This is a genomic window from Luteibacter sp. HA06, assembly GCF_054061215.1.
Window position 1 is genome coordinate 2,835,792 of the sequence record NZ_JBSSDZ010000001.1, and the last position, 18,326, is coordinate 2,854,117.

Sequence of the window (18,326 nt, forward strand, 5' to 3'; positions counted from 1 at the left end):
CCCTACGATGGTCTTATGGGGGAAATGTGACAGCACGCTCGCGGCGGCGCCACTCGCCCGGCGGGGCATCGAAGGCGCGCCGGAAGCGCCGCGTGAAGTGCGCCTGGTCGGCGAGACCGCAGCGCACGGCGATGTCACTGAGCGCATCGTCTGTGGCGAGCATGAGCTCGCAGGCGCGCTCCAGGCGACGCATCAGCACATAAGCGTGGGGCGTGCTGCCGAAGCTCGCCTTGAACGCGCGGAAGAAATACGACTCGCTGTACCCGATCGCGGAGGCGAGCTCAGCGATGGCAAGGCGACGTCCGAGATGGATGTCGATGAAGCGTTGCAGACGCTCGCGCGCCCAGGGGGGAAGACGACTTTCGGTCATGGCTCTAACGAAACGATGCACTCGATGCCCTGGCGGGCCATCTTGGCGTAAGGACAGATACGTTCGGTGTTGCGCACCAGCTGTTCGGCGACGGTGCGTTCGACACCGGGCAGCGTGATGCGAACATCCGCAACAAGAGTGAAAAGCCCATCCATGGGATCGCGGCCGAAGGTCACCGAGGCGATGACGTTAGCGTCCGCAATGGTCAAGCCACCACGAGCGGCCAGAAGGCTGAGCGCGCCATGAAAGCAGGCGGCGAAGCCTGCCGCGAACAAGGCTTCGGGGTTTGTGCCGCCGCCCTGCCCGCCGAGTTCCGGCGGCATCCGCAACTGAAGGTCTAGCGTACCGTCGTCCGAGCGCGCCACGCCCGACGCGCGTCCATGTGCGGCATCTCCCCCCGAGACGGACACGGTTGCGGTGTACAGCGGGGCGAACTCGGCGCCCGTGTAGCGCTGGAGAAACGAAACAGGGGGACGTGTCGGTTTCATCGGTCGGTGCGCGGCGGTCAGGCGGCGACGTCGCTCTTCATGCGGCCGCCCCGCCCTTTGCAAATTCGGACTGCGCGAACCAGGTGTCGAAGTCGATCTTGCCGAGGGTCGCACCCGGCCCCGGTACCAGAGAGTCCTCCTCCAACACGGTACCGAAGTACAGGGCCTTCGGATCCGGAATCACCTGGCGCGGATCCTTGATCGCGCTGAGGAAGCGCTGGACGAGGTCGGCCATGCGGACCCTGTACGGGCCACCAATCTCGATGATGCCGTTGACCGGCGCACTGATGGTCGCCGTGGTCATGGCGTCAGCCACCTCGTCGGAGGCAATCGGCTGCATGTACCCCGTCGACAGGTGCACGGATTCACCCTTCGCGCTGGCCTGGACGATGCCGTTGAGGAACTCGAAGAACTGAGCCGATCGAACGATGGTATAGGGCACGCCCGAATCGCGGATGATCGCTTCCTGCACGACCTTGGCGCGCAGGTAGCCGCTGTCGGGAAGCTGGTCGGCACCGACCACGGAGAGCGCGACATGGTGCTGCACGCCAGCCTTGACCTCCGCCGCAGCGATGTTACGACCGGTGGTCTCGAAGAACGCGAGCACGTCCTTGTCCGCGAAGGACGGTGAGTTACTGAGATCCAGCACGGTATGCACTCCAGCGATAGCCGCGTCGAGGCCTTCACCGGTCATGGTGTTCACGCCAGACGAGGGAGACGCTGAAATCGCTTCATGCCCGAGGGCACGCAGACGAGCAACGACCTTGGTGCCGATGAGGCCTGAGCCTCCGATCACGAGAACTTTCATGGCGAATCTCCTACGGCGATGCCGTTGTGTGGAAACATTAGGCTGCTGCGGTGCCGGCCGGTAGAACCCTGGCCGGGACTACCGTGTTGCTTCTGATGCACCAATCGTCAGATCGCCCATGCACTGCAGGTCCAGCGCACGTACACGAGTGATCATGTAGTCGAGGAAGACGCGGATACGCGAGGGCAATTGCTGGCGGCTGAGGTAGCAGATGTAGTGGCCACGATCGTCCGGCGCATGCTGCGGAAGACAGGCCACGAGCCTCCCGGCCCGCAAGTGCTCGCACACCTGGTAGGCCGCCAGCTGCACGAGGCCGCGTCCGTCGAGTGCCGCTTCCATCAGGAGGTCGGTGTCGTTGAAGGTAAGCATGGCCTTGGGCATCAGCTTCTGCAGACGTCCCTCGACCTTGAATTCCCACTCGTGGATACGCCCGGAGGCCAGCCGGAAGTTGAGGCATTCATGGTCGGTCAGTTCGGCCACGCTTCGGGGCAGACCGCGTGCTTCGGCATAGCCCGGCGAGGCGCAGACGATCATCTGCATGGGAATCAGTTGTCGCGCGATGACCTGACTGTCTTCCATCCGCCCGTTGCGAAATGAAACGTCGATCTGGTCGGCAGTGAAGTCCGCGGCGTGGTCGTCGAGAATCAGGTCTACCGCGATATCCGGATAGAGATCGCGAAAGCCGTTGAGCAGCGGCGCCACGACCTTGCGGCCGAAGCCGACGGCGGAGCTGATACGCAGCTGCCCGCGTGGCGGCCCCTCACGCAGCTCCTGCATGTCTGACAGCGCCTGGGTGATTCGGTCGACGCCGGGCTTGCAGTTCTCGAAGAAAATCTCTCCCTCGCGGGTCAGCGCGTTACTGCGCGTGGTACGAATGAACAGTCGTGCGCCCACCTGCCCTTCCAGCTTCTGAACACTGCGGCTGACCGCCGACCGACCGATGCCAAGCCGGTCGGCTGCCCTGGCGAAACTGCCTTCATTGACCACCGCGATGAAGGCGATCACACCCGCGTAACTTGCGGAAAAACTCGAGGCCAGTGCATCCGACGGGTCGGTGACGATGTGGCCCAATCGGTCGATAGTCATAGGTTGCCTCCGCGTTCTTTGTGCTCGTGGCGGACGGACTGGATGCGGGTACGCGCGTGCTCGATGAGCTCGCGACAGCGGGCGGCATCGCTGCCTATCAGGGCCGCCACGTCCTCCGCGCGCATGTCGAACACCTCGCTCAGAAGGAAAGCAATACGCGCGTCCGCAGGCAGCTGATCCAGTGAAGCCAGCAACCCCGCCCAGACCACATCAGGTGCGTCTTTCAGTTCGTCCATAAACAACAGACGCGGTAGCCGGTCCACTTGTGACAGCGAAGCAAAGTTTTCATATGGGAAGCACTGAGCTCCACGCATTGGTGCCTGCGACGCAACACGCTAGTCCCACCCACGGATCTACCGGGGTGGTGCAGGCATACCTAACCTTTGACTCGACCCCCTACCCTGACACCCACGAGGTTGTGCCAATGCGCGTCGACTACCAGAAGCAGTCCCCGGAACTGGCGAAGAAGTTTCTCGAATTCAGCATGGCGCTGAGCCACTCGTCCATCGAGGAATCCATTCGCGAACTGATCCAGCTGCGCGTTTCCCAGATCAACGGCTGCGCGTTCTGCGTGGACATGCACGTCAAGCACGCGACCATCCACGGTGAGCGGGCGCTGCGCCTGCACCATGTCGCCATCTGGCGTGAATCCACCCTGTTCACGCCGCGCGAGCGCGCCTGCCTGGCGTGGGCCGAAGTACTGACGCAGATCCCTGCCCACGGCGTCGCCGATGAGACCTACGAGCGCGTGCGCACGCAGCTTTCCGAAAAAGAAATATCCGACCTGACATTTTCTGTCATGGCCATCAATGGCTGGAATCGCGTGAACGTCGCCTTCCAGGTCGAGCCGGGCATTTACGACAAGGCCTACGGTCTGGACAAGTCTGGCCTCTCCTGAGGCGGCCCCCGTGGCGGGGCGCACGTCGCCCCGCCCTTCCCACATGACGAGGAAACCACGATGCGACACTTCAAGATGCTCGCCCTGCTCCTGCTGCTGATCACCGGCAGCGCCGCCGCCCATGACGCCGTCCACGACGCGACCGCCCATGGCGACGCATCGGCGCCGCAGGCCAAAGTGACCGAGAACATGACCAAGGCCCTTCCCGATTATCCGGGCAAGGAGATCCTCACCATTACGGTCGACTACCCGCCGGGTGCCGTGGACCCCGTCCACCGCCATGACGCCCACGCTATCGTCTACGTGCTCGAAGGCTCGATCATCATGGGCGTGAAGGGGCAGAAGGAGCAGGTGCTGAAGGCCGGCGACACCTTCTACGAAGGTCCGAACGACGTCCACACCGTCGGCCGCAACGCCAGCAAGACCGAGCCGGCGAAGTTCGTGGTGTTCCTGCTCAAGAAGCAGAACGCGCCGGTGCTCACCCTCGTCCACTGAGGGCCTCCCGGTGAGGTAGCTTCGCCAAGTCGCGCCCGTTCGACTGACGTACCCTGTCACACAGACCCGGGGAGCAACGTCTTAGTGTCTATGAACGAAGCAACCGCTACTTTCACCGGGCTCCGCCCGCGCCTGCATGGCATCGCCTATCGGATGCTCGGCTCCGTGTCCGAGTCCGAGGATGTCGTGCAGGATGTCTGGATCAGCTGGAATGACGCTACCCAGGCTTCTATCGAGAACGCCGAGGCCTGGCTGGTGACCGCCACCACGCGGCGCGCCATCGACCGCCTGCGAGCTGCGAAGGCGCGTCGCGAGCATTACGCGGGCATCTGGCTGCCCGAACCGATGTTGACCGGCGAGTCTTCCTCGCCTGAATCCCTGCAGGAACTGTCCAGCGACGTCTCGGTGGCTTTTCTGCTTCTCCTGGAGCGCCTGACCCCCGAGGCACGGGCTGCCTTCGTCCTGCGCGAAGTCCTCGACTCCGACTATCCCGAGATCGCGCAGACCCTGGGCAAGACCGAAGCGGCCTGCCGGCAGCTCGTCCATCGCGCCAAGGACCAGATCCGCGACGAACGGCCCCGCCAGTCGGTGACGCCCGACGCACACCGCGAGCTCATGCATCGCTTCGCCGGCGCCCTTTCCGCCGGCGACTTCTCCGCCATCCGGTCGATGCTCGCGCCGCACGCCGTGCTCATGGGCGACGGTGGCGGTAAGGTCACCAGCTTCCCGAAACCGATGGTCGGCGGCCAGCGTATCGCCCAGCTCTTCTACGCAGCGAACCTTCGCTACAAATACGGCCTGCGCCTGGAGCTCGCCACCATCAACGGCGAAGCCTCCCTGCTGCGCTACCTCAACGGCGCGCTGGAGTCCGTGCAGACCTACGTCATCGACGGCGAGCACATCACCCAGATCCACGTGCAGCGCAATCCCGACAAGCTGGAGCGCATCCTGCAAGCCCTCCACTAACCCGCCTTTTGCGGGAGCCGCTCCCCGTGGCAGCCGATTCCCCTGCAAGCCGCTTCCCGTGAGAGCCGATTCCTGTGGGAGCCGCTTCAGCGGCGATCCCGCGGCAGCGGGCCGGACTACCGCAAGCACCCATCGCCGATGAATCGGCTCCTACAAAAAAACAAAGCCCCTCAAAGAGGGGCTTGTCTTTCGTAGCATGAAAAAGACGATCAGCTATAGCGCACTTTCTCGATCGAATACGTCTTCACACCATTCGGCGCAGTAAAATCGAACTCGTCGCCTTCGCTCTTGCCGATCAGTGCACGCGCGATCGGCGACGACACCGCGATCAGACCCTTCTTGATGTCGGCCTCGACATCGCCAACGATCTGGTAGGTCACGGGCGTATCCGTATCCACGTCGATCAGGTCGACGATGGCGCCGAAAACGATGCGCGTGCCGACGGTGAGGCGCTCGGTGTCGATGATCTCCGAGTTCGACAGCGCCGCTTCCAGCTCGGCGATGCGACCCTCGTTGAAACCGTGCTCCTCGCGGGCGGCATGGTACTCGGCGTTCTCCTTGAGATCGCCATGCGCACGAGCCTCGGCCACGGCGGCGATGATGCCCTGCCGCTTCGGCCCCTTCATGTGCTCCAGTTCCAGACGCAGGCGATCGGCGCCCTTCTGGGTCATGGGAGGACGACTGGTCATGCGTTCAGCTCCTTGTGCAGATCCTGCAGGCTATTGACCTCGCCATTGGCGTGGAAGTCGAGCGAGTGCACCAGGGCACGCGCGCCTGCGACCGTCGTGGAATACGTGACGCGCTGCTGCAGCGCTTCACGGCGGATCGAGAACGAGTCGGAGATGGCCTGCTTGCCTTCCGTCGTGTTGACGATATAGACCACTTCGCCGTTCTTGATCAGGTCGACGATGTGCGGGCGACCCTCGAGCACCTTGTTGATGCGCTCGCAGGCGACACCGTTGTCCTGCAGGAACTTCGCCGTACCTGAGGTCGCGACCACGACGTAGCCGCGCTCGGCCACGTCCTTGGCGATCGGGAGCAGGCGGTCCTTGTCGGCATCGCGCACCGACATGAACACCTTCCCCTTCGGCGGAGCCTTGATGCCCGCGGCTTCGTGGCCACGTGCGAACGCGGCGCCGAACGTGCGGCCTACGCCCATCACCTCGCCCGTGGACTTCATCTCGGGACCGAGGATCGGATCGACATTCTGGAACTTAAGGAACGGGAAAATCGCTTCCTTCACCGAGTAGTACGACGGGATGATTTCCTTCGTCGCGCCCTGCTCGATGAGCGTGCGACCAGCCATGGCGCGCGCGGCGATCTTCGCCAGCGACATGCCGGTGGCCTTGCAGACGAAGGGCACCGTACGCGAGGCGCGTGGATTCACTTCGAGGATGAAGACGTCGTCGCCCTGGATGGCGAACTGCGTGTTCATCAGGCCGACGACCTTAAGCTCACGCGCCAGCAGGGTGACCTGGCGGCGCATTTCGTCCTGCACTTCCTGCGAGAGCGAGTACGGGGGCAGCGAGCACGAGGAGTCGCCCGAATGCACGCCGGCTTCCTCGATGTGCTCCATGATGCCGCCAACGAGTACGTTGCCGTCGGCATCCGCCACGATGTCCACGTCCACTTCCACGGCGTGGTCGAGGAAGCGGTCGAGCAGCACCGGTGAATCGTTGGAGACCTGCACGGCGTCGCGGATGTAACGCGAGAGGTCGGCGTCGGCGTAGACGATTTCCATGGCGCGGCCGCCGAGCACGTAGCTCGGGCGCACGACCAGCGGGTAACCGATCTCGCGGGCCAGGGCCAGCGCTTCGTCGGCGTTGCGCGCAGTGCGGTTCGGCGGCTGCTTGAGGTCGAGCTTGGTGATCAGGTGCTGGAAGCGCTCACGGTCCTCAGCCAGGTCGATCGACTCGGCATTGGTACCGATCACCGGCACGCCAGCGGCTTCGAGCGCACGCGCCAGCTTCAGCGGGGTCTGGCCGCCGTACTGCACGATGACGCCCTTCGGCTTTTCGAGGTCGACGATCTCGAGCACGTCTTCCAGCGTCAGCGATTCGAAGTACAGGCGGTCGGAGGTGTCGTAATCCGTCGAGACGGTTTCCGGGTTGCAGTTGACCATGATGGTTTCGTAACCATCTTCGCGCAGGGCGAGCGCCGCGTGCACGCAGCAGTAGTCGAACTCGATACCCTGGCCGATGCGGTTGGGACCACCGCCGAGCACCATGATCTTGTCACGGTTGGTCGGGTTCGCTTCGCACTCCTCCTCGTATGTGGAATACATGTACGCGGTGGTGGTGGCGAACTCGGCAGCGCAGGAGTCGACGCGCTTGTACACCGGGCGTACGCCCAGCGTATGACGCAGGTGGCGCATCGCGTTCTCGTCCGTACCGACCATCTCGGCCATGCGCGCATCCGAGAAGCCCATGCGCTTGAGTTCGCGGATGCGATCGGCGTTGAGCGCGGTGAGGCCCTGGCGCTGCATCTCGCCTTCGGTCATCACGATGTCTTCGAACGCGGCAAGGAACCACGGATCGATGCGCGTGAGGTCGTGTACTTCTTCCAGCGACAGGCCGGCGCGGAAGGCGTCGGCGACGTGGAAGACGCGGTCCGGACGCGGTTCGCGCAGCTCGCGCTTGAGCGTCAGGAAGCCCTCTTCACTGCCGATGTCCAGGCCGGTCGGGTTGAGACCGGTCTTGCCAATTTCCAGGCCGCGCAAGGCTTTTTGCAGCGACTCGTGGAAGGTGCGGCCCATCGCCATCACCTCGCCCACCGACTTCATCTGAGTGGTGAGGCGCGCGTCGGCGGTCGGGAACTTCTCGAAGGCGAAGCGCGGAATCTTGGTGACGACGTAATCGATGGAGGGCTCGAACGAGGCCGGCGTGAGACCACCGGTGATGTCGTTGCGCAGTTCGTCCAGCGTGTAGCCGACGGCGAGCTTGGCGGCGACCTTGGCGATCGGGAAGCCCGTGGCCTTGGAGGCCAGCGCCGACGAACGCGACACACGCGGATTCATCTCGATGACGACGACGCGACCGTCTTCGGCATTGATGCCGAACTGCACGTTGGAGCCGCCGGTGTCGACGCCGATCTTGCGCAGCACCGCGATGGAGGCGTTACGCAGTCGCTGGTATTCCTTGTCCGTAAGCGTCTGCGCCGGCGCGACGGTGATCGAGTCGCCGGTGTGCACGCCCATCGGATCGAAGTTCTCGATCGAGCAGACGATGATGCAGTTGTCCGCCTTGTCGCGGACCACTTCCATCTCGAATTCCTTCCAGCCCAGCACCGACTCTTCCACGAGCACTTCGTGCACGGGCGAGAGTTCGAGGCCGCGACCGACGATCTCGATGAACTCTTCCTTGTTGTACGCGATGCCGCCACCCGAACCGCCGAGCGTGAAGCTCGGGCGGATGATGGTCGGGAAGCCGACGGTGGTCTGGATTTCCAGCGCCTGTTCCATCGAGCGCGCTACTTCCGCTTTCGGGCAGTCCAGGCCGATGTCGGCCATGGCGTGGCGGAACAGGTTGCGGTCTTCGGCCATGCGGATGGCTTCGCGCGACGCGCCGATCAGCTCGACGTTGTACTTCTCGAGCACGCCGTTGTCGGCGAGGTCGAGCGCGCAGTTGAGGCCGGTCTGGCCGCCCATCGTCGGCAGCACCGCGTCCGGACGCTCCTTGGCGATGATGCGTTCCACGGTCTGCCAGTTGATCGGCTCGATGTAGACGGCGTGGGCCGTCTCCGGGTCGGTCATGATCGTCGCCGGGTTCGAATTGACCAGGACGACGCGGTAACCCTCTTCCTTCAGCGCCTTGCAGGCCTGGGCGCCGGAGTAGTCGAACTCACAGGCCTGGCCGATGACGATCGGGCCGGCACCGATGACGAGGATGGTCTTGATGTCTGTGCGCTTGGGCATGATTTCTCTCGCGAATCGAAGCTGATGGGTGAGTGGACTGGGCTAGCTGCGCGTCAGGACGCGCGCTTGGCCTTGTGCTCTTCCATCGAGGCAATGAACGTGTCGAACAGGTAGCCGACGTCTTCGGGACCCGGGCTGGCTTCCGGATGGCCCTGGAAGCAGAACGCCGGGCGATCCGTGAGCGCGAAGCCCTGCAGGGAACCGTCGAACAACGAGGTGTGCGTCACGCGCACGTTGGCTGGCAGCGTTTCCGCATCCACCGCGAAACCGTGGTTCTGCGAGCTGATCAGCACACGGCCGGTATCGAGATCCTTCACCGGGTGGTTCGCGCCGTGGTGGCCGAACTTCATCTTCAGCGTCTTTGCGCCGATGGCCAGCGCGAGAATCTGGTGGCCCAGGCAGATGCCGAACAGCGGGATCTTCGTTTCGAGGATCTGCTTGGTCGCTTCGATCGCGTAGTCGCAGGCAGCCGGATCACCCGGGCCGTTGGCCAGGAAGATGCCATCCGGATTCATGGCGAGCACTTCGGAGGCCGGGGTCTGCGCCGGAACCACCGTGATGTCGACGCCGCGATGCGCGAGCAGACGCAGGATGTTCTGCTTCACGCCGTAGTCGTAGGCCACCACGCGGAATTTCTTCGGCGCGTTGAAGAAGGCCTGCTTGTCGAGGTCGTAGGTACCCTCGCTCCACTGGTAGGTCTTGGTGGTGCTGACCACCTTGGCCAGGTCCATGCCGTTGAGGCCCGGGAAGGACTTCGCCTTGGCAACCGCGGCGTCCACGTCGATCGCATCACCGGCGACGATGCAGCCGTTCAGCGCGCCCTTCTCGCGAAGGATGCGCGTGAGGCGACGCGTGTCGATACCGGCGATCGCGACGACGTTGTGGCGTTCGAGGTAATGCGGCAGCGGCTCGGTACTGCGCCAGTTACTGGCCAGACGCGGCACGTCGCGCACGATCAGGCCCGCCGCGTGAACGCGGTCGGCCTCAACGTCGACGTCGTTGGTGCCTGTGTTACCGATATGGGGATACGTCAGCGTGACGATCTGGCGGGAGTACGAGGGGTCGGTCAGGATTTCCTGATAACCGGTCATGGCGGTGTTGAACACCACCTCGCCAATCGTTTCGCCTCGTGCACCGACCGAGTGGCCGTGAAAAACGCTGCCGTCTTCGAGAGCAAGCAGAGCAGGAGTACGCATGGGATGGGCCGCCTTCAGGTGCAGCAAAGCCCGCAAGCCTGCTTAGAGCGGCTCGTGGGCCTTGGGGATAAGGGATCGTTGGGCGGGTATGAATGATAGGTGTGAAGGCGGGTTTTGTCCATCGGAAAACGATGAACGCCCATGTAGGAAAAATCGCTGGCAACCCTGCCTGACACGATACAATGACGCCCGAGGTACCTACCCGAGATCCGCCCGCATGCTGCTCGACCCCGCCCGACTGGAGCGTCCCGACACCGATATCCGGCATGAGCCGTTTTCGTTCATGATCGCCCATGGCCAGTTACCGGACGAATCGCGCAACGAACTGGAGCGGGATTTCCCCCAGTACACCAGCGCCGGGTTCTTCCCCTACGACGCCAGCGACTGCGGCCCGTCGGTGAACGAGCTGGTCGGACAGATGACTTCCCGGGACTTTTCAGCCGCTATCGGGCGCCGTCTCGGCATTCCGGGTCTGGAGGACTACCCCACCCTGGTTACCCTGTGCCGGCTGCTCAATCGCCGCCACGGCACCATCCACACGGACAGCAAGTCGAAGATCGCCACGGCGCTCATCTACCTCAACCCGATGTGGCCGGACACCAGCGACGGCTGCCTGCGCTTCCTGGCCTCCATCGACAACATCGACGACACCGTGGCGCCGGAGCTCAAGCCGCTCTACGGCGAGTTCGCCGTCTTCCGTCGCTCTGAAAACTCCTTCCACGGCCACCTTCCCTATGAAGGCGAGCGCCGGGTCATCCAGGTCGCCTGGCTGACCTCGGAAGAAGAAAAGGCCCGCAAGACCAAGCGGGGCAAGTTCTCCCGGGTCTTCAAGAAGATCTTCGGCAAACTCGACCGCCAGCACGGCGCCGGCCGCGACCGCAGCGCCAGCCACCCGGATTAAGAGGTAGCCGGCCCTTGTGGGAGCCGCATGCTCAGTGCGTTCCGAACCACCAGCCGACGAACACCGCGAACACCCCATAAAGCCCGCCGATCGGCATCAGCCAGCGGGCTTCCACCGCCCCGCGCCGGAACATCGCCCACAGCGCCACCACCGCCACCATCGTGATGATGCCCGCCACGATCAGCGGCGTATCGAACAGCCACGGGGTAGCGAACAGGGCAAGTGAACTGGGAATCGTCGCCTGAATCATCATGGCGCCAGAGATGTTCGCCAGGGCCAGCCGTTCCTTGCCTTGCCGTACCCAGATCAGCGCATTGACGGTCTCAGGCAGCTCGGTCGCGACCGGGCTCAGCACCAGCGCCACGATGTGCGGCGACAGGTGGAAGAAGTCACCGAATGCCTCCAGCTGCCAGACAAAAGTGCGCGAAGCGACGGCGATGACGACCAGGGCGAGGCCCGTCTGCAGCATCACCCAGTTCATCGAAGGATTGGCGTCATGCGGCCGGAAAGTTAGTGGCTCGAGTTCGTCCTCGCCCTCGGGGGCACTGGTGTCGTCACGCATCTCGCGCCAGACGTAGGCCACGTAGGCCAGCAGGAAGAGCACGCCCAGCCAGGGCTTCCACGCGAAGGCGACGAGGCCGAGGCCCACCTTCACGACGAAGATGGCGAGGAACCAGGACTGGTCGCGGGCCAGGCGCTTGTTGTCCACACGGACCCGCGTATCCGGCCTTTTCAATCGCTTACGGCCTGCATATAAAGCAAATCCGACCACCGCATAGGCTATCGTGGCGAGCACCAGCGGACCGCCGAGGGCCGCGCCGACGCCGATGTCCTTGGCCTCAGGCGTCTTGCCGAACATCACGGCGACGAAGGTCACCGCACTTTCCGGCAGCGCCGTGCCGAAGGCGGCAAGCACCGTACCGGTCGCCGTGGCGCCGAGATTGAGCTTTCGCCCAAACCATTCGACACCATTGACGAAGTATTCGCAGGCGAAATAGATAGCCCCGGCCGAAACCAGGAACAGAAAGCATGTCAGCAGCATGTTTTGTCTAAGGCCGGGCGAGCGAGACATACCGATGGCACAGCCACACCGCTCGCCCGGCCCGGGTAAGCATGTCGCTGGCCAAAGGTCTCGCCGGGCGGGCAGCGCACTCTCCGGGCGCTGTGCCGTTCGCGCCATGGGGCACAAGGCCACCAAGTGTGTTGACGCGAACTCCTCGGGGCAGAGGATGGCTACTCCCCAATGACTTCGGCGCGAATGTTAACACGCACTCCTACATCTTGCTGGCGATCACGTCTTCAATGGACCACGAACCCGGCGCCCGGCCGGCGATCCAGTTGGCAGCTTCCAGCGCCCCGCGGGCGAATATCGAGCGGTCCGTCGCGCGGTGCGCCAGTTCGATGCGCTCGCCCTGCCCCATCAGCAAGGCCTGGTGCTCGCCAACGATGTCGCCGCCGCGCACCACGGCAAAGCCGATCGTGCCGTTCTTACGCGCGCCCGGACGGCCTTCGCGCGAATACACAGCCAGTTCCTCGAGCGTGGCGCCACGGCCGGCAGCGGCGGCATGACCGAGCGCCAGCGCCGTGCCGGAGGGTGCGTCTTCCTTGCGGCCGTGATGCGCTTCGACGATGTCCAGGTCCCAACCCGGCAGCGCCGCGGCGGCTTCGCGCAGCAGGCGTGTAAGCACGGCGACGCCGAGACTGAAGTTGGCGGCACGCAGTATCGCGATGCGCTCGGCCGCCTTGGTCAGTCGTTCTTCGAGAGCAGGTTCGAGGCCGGTCGTGCCGGTGACGAGCGAAGCGCCCGAGGCTTCGCAGTAGTCGAGCGCGGCAACGAGACCTTCCGGCCCACTGAAGTCGATGACGACATCGATGTCACCGGGGTCGACCCAGTCAGTGAAGCGCAACGCGGAGACGTCGCCAAAGGCCGCCTTGCCCAGACGCGGCGACGAAGACGAGACAATGGCGCGAGCGAGCTCGAAGCGCTCGTCCTCGCGCACGAGGTTGAGCAAGGCAGTGCCCATGCGACCGGAGGCGCCGCTGATGGCGAGACGGGCGGGACGAGTCATGGGGAGTGCCTTCGAAATGCGGGAAGGCAATCCTAGTCGATGGTCGCGTCGTGTGGGAGCCGCCTCATGTGGATTCCCTTTTTTGTGGGAGCCGCTTCAGCGGCGATTCCTGCAGAGCAGAAGCATCGCCGCTGAAGCGGCTCCCACATGAAGCGGCTCCTACACTTAGGAGGTCACCTTCGACCAGAAATCCTTTACACCGTCGATGAAGGTCGTTGAGCGCGGCGTGTGCTTTGCTGCGTCTTCGCCGACGAAAGTGGCTTCGAGCTGCGTGAGCAGGTCGCGCTGTTCCTTCGTCAGGCGGACCGGAGTCTCGACGACGACAGTGCAGATGAGGTCGCCCGTGCGACCGCCACGCACCGACTTCACACCACGGCCGCGCATGCGGAACTGATGACCCGTCTGCGTCTCGGGCGGCACACTGACCGGGATCTCGCCTTCGAGCGTCGGCACCATGAGGTCGGTACCGAGCGCTGCCTGCGCGAAACGAATCGGCACTTCGCAGTACAGGTCGCTGCCGTCACGCTGGAAGATCGCGTGTTCGCGCACACGCACTTCGACGTACAGGTCGCCCGACGGTGCGCCGGCCGGGCCGGCTTCGCCCTGCCCCGTGAGACGAATGCGATCGCCGTTGTCGACGCCCGCGGGAATCCGCACTGACAGCGTGCGCTCTTCCTCGAGGCGGCCTTCGCCGTGGCACTTCTTGCAGGGCTTGTCGATCTTCTGGCCGGAGCCATGACATGTCGGGCAAGCCTGCTGGATGGAGAAGATGCCGTTCTGCATGCGCACGCGGCCGTGACCGGCGCAGGTGCTGCACTTGGACACCTTGCCGTCTTCCGAGCCGGAACCGTTGCAGTGGTGGCAATTGACCTGGGTCGGCACTTCGATCTTCTTCTCGATGCCGAACACGGCTTCTTCGAGATCCAGATCCATCATGTAGCGGAGGTCCGCGCCACGACGCGCGCGCTGGCGACCCGCGCCACCGCCGCCGAATATGTCACCAAAGATGTCGCCGAAGATATCGCCGACGTCGCCGAAACCGGCGCCACCGCCACGACCGGCCCCGCCACCTTCGAAGGCAGCGTGCCCGTGCTGGTCGTACATCGCGCGCTTCTGCGCATCGGCCAGCACTTCGTAAGCCTCTTTGGCTTCCTTGAATTTGTCGATCGCTTCCGGATCGTCCGGATTGCGGTCAGGGTGGTACTTCATCGCGACGCGACGAAAGGTCTTCTTGAGGTCACCCTCGGTCACGGTGCGTTCGACACCGAGAATTTCGTAGTAGTCGCGCTTGCTCATTACACGTTCGCTTTCCCTGGACGGACGAACGCGCCGGCGGGTTACCCCTCGGCGCGATCGTTCCGGTTAACCGTCAGTACCGCACCGCGGGCATCGAGCCCGCGGCGCGTCGTTGCTTGCCGAGGAAGAATTACTTCTTCTCGTCCTTGACTTCGGTGAACTCGGCGTCGACCACGTCGTCCGGCTGGGCCGAACCACCACCCGGAGCCGACTGCTGCGCGGTGTCCTGCGCGCCGCTGGACTGAGCGGCGGCAGCAAGCGCCTGGGCAACGTTCTCGAGGTTCGTGATCTTCGACTCGATCGCGTCCTTGTCTTCGCCACCCAGTGCCTTCTCCAGATCGGAGACCGCGCTGTCGATACCGGCAAGCTGCTCGGCCGGGATCTTGCCGCCGTGCTCCTTCAGCTGGCTGCGCGTGGCGTGGACCAGCTGGTCACCGCGGTTGCGCACCTGCACGAGCTCGTGGAACTTCTTGTCTTCTTCGCGGTTCGCTTCCGCGTCCGCCACCATGCGCTGGACTTCTTCGTCCGAGAGGCCCGAACCGGCCTTGATCTCGATCTTCTGTTCCTTGCCGGTGTCCTTGTCCTTAGCCGACACGTGCAGGATGCCGTTGGCGTCGATGTCGAAGGTCACTTCGATCTGCGGCTGACCGCGCGGGGCGGAACGGATGCCGGAGAGGTCGAACTTACCCAGCGACTTATTCGCATTGGCACGCTCGCGCTCGCCCTGCAGCACGTGCACGGTGACAGCGGTCTGGTTGTCGTCGGCGGTCGAGAAGGTCTGCGAGGCCTTGGTCGGCACCGTGGTGTTCTTCTCGATCAGCTTGGTCATCACACCGCCCATCGTCTCGATACCGAGCGACAGCGGGGTAACGTCGAGCAGGAGGACGTCCTTGACGGTACCGCCCAGCACGCCGCCCTGGATCGCGGCGCCGACGGCGACGGCTTCATCCGGGTTGACGTCCTTGCGCGGCTCACGGCCGAAGAAGTCCTTCACGGCTTCCTGCACCTTGGGCATGCGGGTCTGGCCACCGACGAGGATCACCTCGTGGATGTCCGAGATCTTCAGGCCGGCATCGTTCAGCGCGGTGCGGCACGGATCGATCGTGCCCTTGACCAGGTCTTCCACCAGCGACTCGAGCTTCGCGCGCGTCAGCTTGATGTTCAGATGCTTCGGACCCGAAGCATCGGCGGTGACGTACGGCAGGTTCACGTCGGTCTGGTGAGCCGAGGAGAGCTCGATTTTCGCGCGCTCGGCGGCGTCCTTCAGACGCTGCAGGGCGAGCTGGTCCTGGCGCAGGTCGATGCCCTGCTCCTTCTTGAACTCTTCCACGAGGTAATCGATGACGCGGTTGTCGAAGTCTTCGCCACCGAGGAAGGTGTTGCCGTTGGTGGACAGCACTTCGAACTGCTTCTCGCCGTCGACGTTGGCGATCTCGATGATCGAGACGTCGAACGTGCCGCCACCAAGGTCATACACGGCGATCTTGCGGTCGCGTGCGTCGGTCTTGTCCAGGCCATAGGCCAGGGCAGCCGCCGTCGGCTCGTTGATGATGCGCTTGACGTCGAGGCCGGCGATCTTGCCTGCGTCCTTGGTGGCCTGGCGCTGGCTGTCGTTGAAGTAAGCCGGGACCGTGATGACCGCTTCGGTCACGGCCTCACCGAGGAAGTCCTCGGCGGTCTTCTTCATCTTCATCAGCACCTTCGAGGAGATCTCCTGCGGCGCCATCTTCTTGCCGTCGGCGGTCTGCACCCATGCGTCGCCGTTGTCATGCGCAACGATGCCGTAGGGGACCAGCTTCAGGTCTTTCTGGACTTCCGCGTCGGTGAACTTGCGGCCGATGAGGCGCTTGACGGCGTAGAAGGTGTTCTTGGGGTTCGTCACGCTCTGGCGCTTGGCCGGCGCGCCCACGAGGACTTCGTTGTCCTTGGTGAAAGCCACGATGGACGGCGTGGTGCGATCGCCCTCTGCATTCTCGATGACGCGTGCGGTCGAACCTTCCATTACTGCTACACAGGAATTGGTCGTACCGAGGTCGATACCGATGATCTTGCCCATAGTCACGTTGCTCCGAATTTCATGCGGCCCCCGCGGCCGCTACTGTTTTGGAAAATGGGGGTAACCCCCATCGATTCAATATCTTTGGTGAAGCTGTTCAGTTGTCGCGCACCACGGCGACGAGCGCCGGACGCAGCAGACGGTCGTTCAGCACGAAGCCCTTCTGGACCACGGCGACGACGGTGTTCGGCGCGTGCTCGTTCGACTCGACCGAGCTGATGGCCTGGTGGTGCTCCGGATTGAACGGCTGGTGCAGCGGGTCGACCACGGACAGTCCGTTGGACTGGGTGACCTTTTCCAGCTGCTTCAGCGACATATCCAGACCTTCTCGCAGCGTCTTCGCATCGGCTGCCTGATTGGCCAGGCCAAGAGCGATGCCGTCGTACACCGGCAGAAGCTCGGCCAGCAGCTTCTCGTTGGCGAAGCGGCGAGCCTGGTCGATGTCGCGCTGCATGCGGCGGCGCTGGTTCTCGATCTCCGCCTTTTCGCGCAGCACCGTCTCGCGCGCCTGAGCCAGTTCGGTTTCCATCGCGGCCAGCTTGATGTTCAGGGCCTCGATCTCGGCATTGACGCCGTTGTCGGCCACACCGCCGTCCTGCGCCGGATCCGGCACGTGGGGATCGTTGTTTTGCATTACTTGCTCCAAATGTCAGCGTCCCGACCCCTCCGAGGAAGGGCCGAACATTCGCGGGAAATACTAAACCCGCCTCCCGTGGCGGTTTATGAGGTCGCCGCGGCGCGATTCAAGGCATCACTGAGCAGTCCGGCAGTCGCTTGTACGACTGGGATGACCCGCTCATATGCCATACGCGTCGGTCCAATAACTCCGATCGCGCCTAGCATTCTGCCGTTCGTGCCGTAGGTGGCGGTGACGATGCTGCATCCGTCGAGAGCGGAAAAGCCCGACTCCTCGCCGATGAACAGACGTACGCCCGGGGCTTTGACGCACATCTCCATGAGCTGCAGGAGGTCACGCTTTTGCTGGAAAGCGTCAAAAAGATCGCGGAGTCGCTCTATATCAGCGAGCTCGGAATACCCCATCAGATTGGTCTGACCGCTCACCAGCACGTCGTCCGCGTCCTCTTCGGCGCTGAACGAGGCCGTGGCCAGTTCGACGACCCCGTTGAGCAGGCGATTGATCTCGCCCCCGGCCTCGCGTAGTTCGGTCGCCAGATGCGCGCGGATATCGACCAGGCGGAAACCGGCGAACTGGGCATTGAGGTAGTTGGCGGCTTGCTCCAGCTCCGCCGATTCCAGTGGCTTGGCCAGCTGGACCACGCGGTTCTGCACCTGGTTATCGGAGAACACCAGGATCACCAGCACCCGCGCGTCGGGCAAATTGACGAAATCGATATGACGAAGCGGAAAGTCGCCCTGCCGGGGCACGGTGACCACGCCGGCGAAATGGGTCATCGCCGAGAGCAGGTGCGACACGTTGCCGAGCAGGTCGCGCGTGGTCGTCTGGTGCGGCGGCAGTCCGCCCTGCAGGCGAGCCATCTCGTCGCGCGGCAGCGGCTTGAGCTCCAGCAGGCTGTCGACGAACAGGCGCAGGCCGCGCGGCGTGGGGATTCTGCCCGCCGACGTATGGGGCGAGGAGACCAGCCCGGCCTCTTCGAGGTCGGCCATGATGTTGCGGATGGTCGCCGGACTGACTTCCAGGCCGGACGACTTCGCCAGCGTGCGTGAGCCGACCGGCTCACCGTCTGACAGGTATTGAGAGATCAGGGTACGCAGCAGCCGGCGCGCGCGTGCATCGATGTCGTGACCGGAAAACGGATTCATGC

At 63.9% G+C, this 18,326-nt stretch carries 18 protein-coding genes and 1 riboswitch; of the genes, 4 read left to right on the forward strand and 14 right to left on the reverse strand.

What is annotated here, in order from left to right:
- Nucleotides 1–13 precede the first annotated feature (13 nt).
- The 5 genes from ACVWWJ_RS13035 to ACVWWJ_RS13055 form a co-directional block, all read right to left on the reverse strand.
- Complete coding sequence (locus tag ACVWWJ_RS13035) at nt 14–370, reverse strand: helix-turn-helix domain-containing protein (RefSeq protein WP_159896486.1); 357 nt, start codon at nt 368–370, stop codon at nt 14–16.
- Nucleotides 367–858: an Ohr family peroxiredoxin gene (locus ACVWWJ_RS13040; protein WP_456968197.1), complete on the reverse strand. Its 492-nt coding sequence runs from the start codon at nt 856–858 to the stop codon at nt 367–369. Before ACVWWJ_RS13040 ends, ACVWWJ_RS13035 begins: the two co-directional genes overlap by 4 nt.
- A gap of 37 nt (nt 859–895) precedes the next feature.
- Nucleotides 896–1,666: an SDR family oxidoreductase gene (locus tag ACVWWJ_RS13045; protein ID WP_456968198.1), complete on the reverse strand. Its 771-nt coding sequence runs from the start codon at nt 1,664–1,666 to the stop codon at nt 896–898.
- A gap of 78 nt (nt 1,667–1,744) precedes the next feature.
- Entirely contained in the window at nt 1,745–2,752 is a 1,008-nt protein-coding gene (locus ACVWWJ_RS13050) for a LysR substrate-binding domain-containing protein (RefSeq protein ID WP_456968199.1), read from the reverse strand.
- Nucleotides 2,749–2,988, reverse strand: coding sequence for a sigma factor-like helix-turn-helix DNA-binding protein (locus ACVWWJ_RS13055; protein WP_456968200.1), 240 nt, complete (start codon nt 2,986–2,988; stop codon nt 2,749–2,751). The genes ACVWWJ_RS13050 and ACVWWJ_RS13055 overlap by 4 nt, the downstream gene beginning before the upstream one ends.
- A gap of 188 nt (nt 2,989–3,176) precedes the next feature.
- On the opposite strand from ACVWWJ_RS13055, the gene ACVWWJ_RS13060 reads away from it, so the two are divergent.
- From ACVWWJ_RS13060 to ACVWWJ_RS13070, 3 genes are all read left to right on the forward strand, one after another.
- Nucleotides 3,177–3,650, forward strand: coding sequence for a carboxymuconolactone decarboxylase family protein (locus ACVWWJ_RS13060; protein WP_456968201.1), 474 nt, complete (start codon nt 3,177–3,179; stop codon nt 3,648–3,650).
- A gap of 60 nt (nt 3,651–3,710) precedes the next feature.
- Complete coding sequence (locus tag ACVWWJ_RS13065; protein ID WP_456968202.1) at nt 3,711–4,145, forward strand: cupin domain-containing protein; 435 nt, start codon at nt 3,711–3,713, stop codon at nt 4,143–4,145.
- A 90-nt stretch (nt 4,146–4,235) separates the two neighbouring features.
- The gene (locus ACVWWJ_RS13070) at nt 4,236–5,111 is read left to right on the forward strand and encodes an RNA polymerase sigma-70 factor (protein WP_159896473.1); all 876 of its coding nucleotides are present in this window, start codon (nt 4,236–4,238) and stop codon (nt 5,109–5,111) included.
- 209 nt (nt 5,112–5,320) lie between these two features.
- Here the strand turns inward: ACVWWJ_RS13070 and greA are convergent, their stop codons facing one another.
- From greA to carA, 3 genes are read right to left on the reverse strand one after another with little or no spacing between them, the layout of a single operon-like run.
- Entirely contained in the window at nt 5,321–5,800 is a 480-nt protein-coding gene (gene greA / locus ACVWWJ_RS13075) for a transcription elongation factor GreA (RefSeq protein WP_159896471.1), read from the reverse strand.
- On the reverse strand, nt 5,797–9,024 hold the full coding sequence (gene carB, locus ACVWWJ_RS13080) for a carbamoyl-phosphate synthase large subunit (protein WP_456968203.1): 3,228 nt from the start codon (nt 9,022–9,024) through the stop codon (nt 5,797–5,799). The genes greA and carB overlap by 4 nt, the downstream gene beginning before the upstream one ends.
- Nucleotides 9,025–9,077: 53 nt before the next feature.
- A complete protein-coding gene (gene carA / locus ACVWWJ_RS13085; protein WP_159896467.1) occupies nt 9,078–10,220 on the reverse strand; it encodes a glutamine-hydrolyzing carbamoyl-phosphate synthase small subunit in 1,143 nt (380 codons plus the stop codon).
- A gap of 217 nt (nt 10,221–10,437) precedes the next feature.
- On the opposite strand from carA, the gene ACVWWJ_RS13090 reads away from it, so the two are divergent.
- The gene (locus tag ACVWWJ_RS13090) at nt 10,438–11,121 is read left to right on the forward strand and encodes a 2OG-Fe(II) oxygenase (RefSeq protein ID WP_159896638.1); all 684 of its coding nucleotides are present in this window, start codon (nt 10,438–10,440) and stop codon (nt 11,119–11,121) included.
- Between the two features lie 31 nt (nt 11,122–11,152).
- Here ACVWWJ_RS13090 and ACVWWJ_RS13095 read toward each other — a convergent pair whose 3' ends face one another.
- The 6 genes from ACVWWJ_RS13095 to hrcA form a co-directional block, all read right to left on the reverse strand.
- A complete protein-coding gene (locus tag ACVWWJ_RS13095; protein WP_159896640.1) occupies nt 11,153–12,163 on the reverse strand; it encodes a sodium:calcium antiporter in 1,011 nt (336 codons plus the stop codon).
- A gap of 19 nt (nt 12,164–12,182) precedes the next feature.
- Nucleotides 12,183–12,375: riboswitch (yybP-ykoY riboswitch) on the reverse strand.
- Between the two features lie 20 nt (nt 12,376–12,395).
- The gene (dapB, locus tag ACVWWJ_RS13100) at nt 12,396–13,190 is read right to left on the reverse strand and encodes a 4-hydroxy-tetrahydrodipicolinate reductase (protein ID WP_456968205.1); all 795 of its coding nucleotides are present in this window, start codon (nt 13,188–13,190) and stop codon (nt 12,396–12,398) included.
- 165 nt (nt 13,191–13,355) lie between these two features.
- A complete protein-coding gene (gene dnaJ / locus ACVWWJ_RS13105; protein ID WP_159896626.1) occupies nt 13,356–14,486 on the reverse strand; it encodes a molecular chaperone DnaJ in 1,131 nt (376 codons plus the stop codon).
- A gap of 130 nt (nt 14,487–14,616) precedes the next feature.
- Nucleotides 14,617–16,542 (reverse strand): molecular chaperone DnaK, encoded by a 1,926-nt coding sequence (dnaK, locus tag ACVWWJ_RS13110; protein ID WP_456969710.1) that lies wholly within the window; start codon nt 16,540–16,542, stop codon nt 14,617–14,619.
- A 97-nt stretch (nt 16,543–16,639) separates the two neighbouring features.
- On the reverse strand, nt 16,640–17,176 hold the full coding sequence (gene grpE, locus ACVWWJ_RS13115) for a nucleotide exchange factor GrpE (protein WP_159896630.1): 537 nt from the start codon (nt 17,174–17,176) through the stop codon (nt 16,640–16,642).
- 86 nt (nt 17,177–17,262) lie between these two features.
- Nucleotides 17,263–18,324, reverse strand: coding sequence for a heat-inducible transcriptional repressor HrcA (gene hrcA, locus ACVWWJ_RS13120; RefSeq protein WP_456968206.1), 1,062 nt, complete (start codon nt 18,322–18,324; stop codon nt 17,263–17,265).
- Between the last annotated feature and the right edge of the window lie 2 nt (nt 18,325–18,326).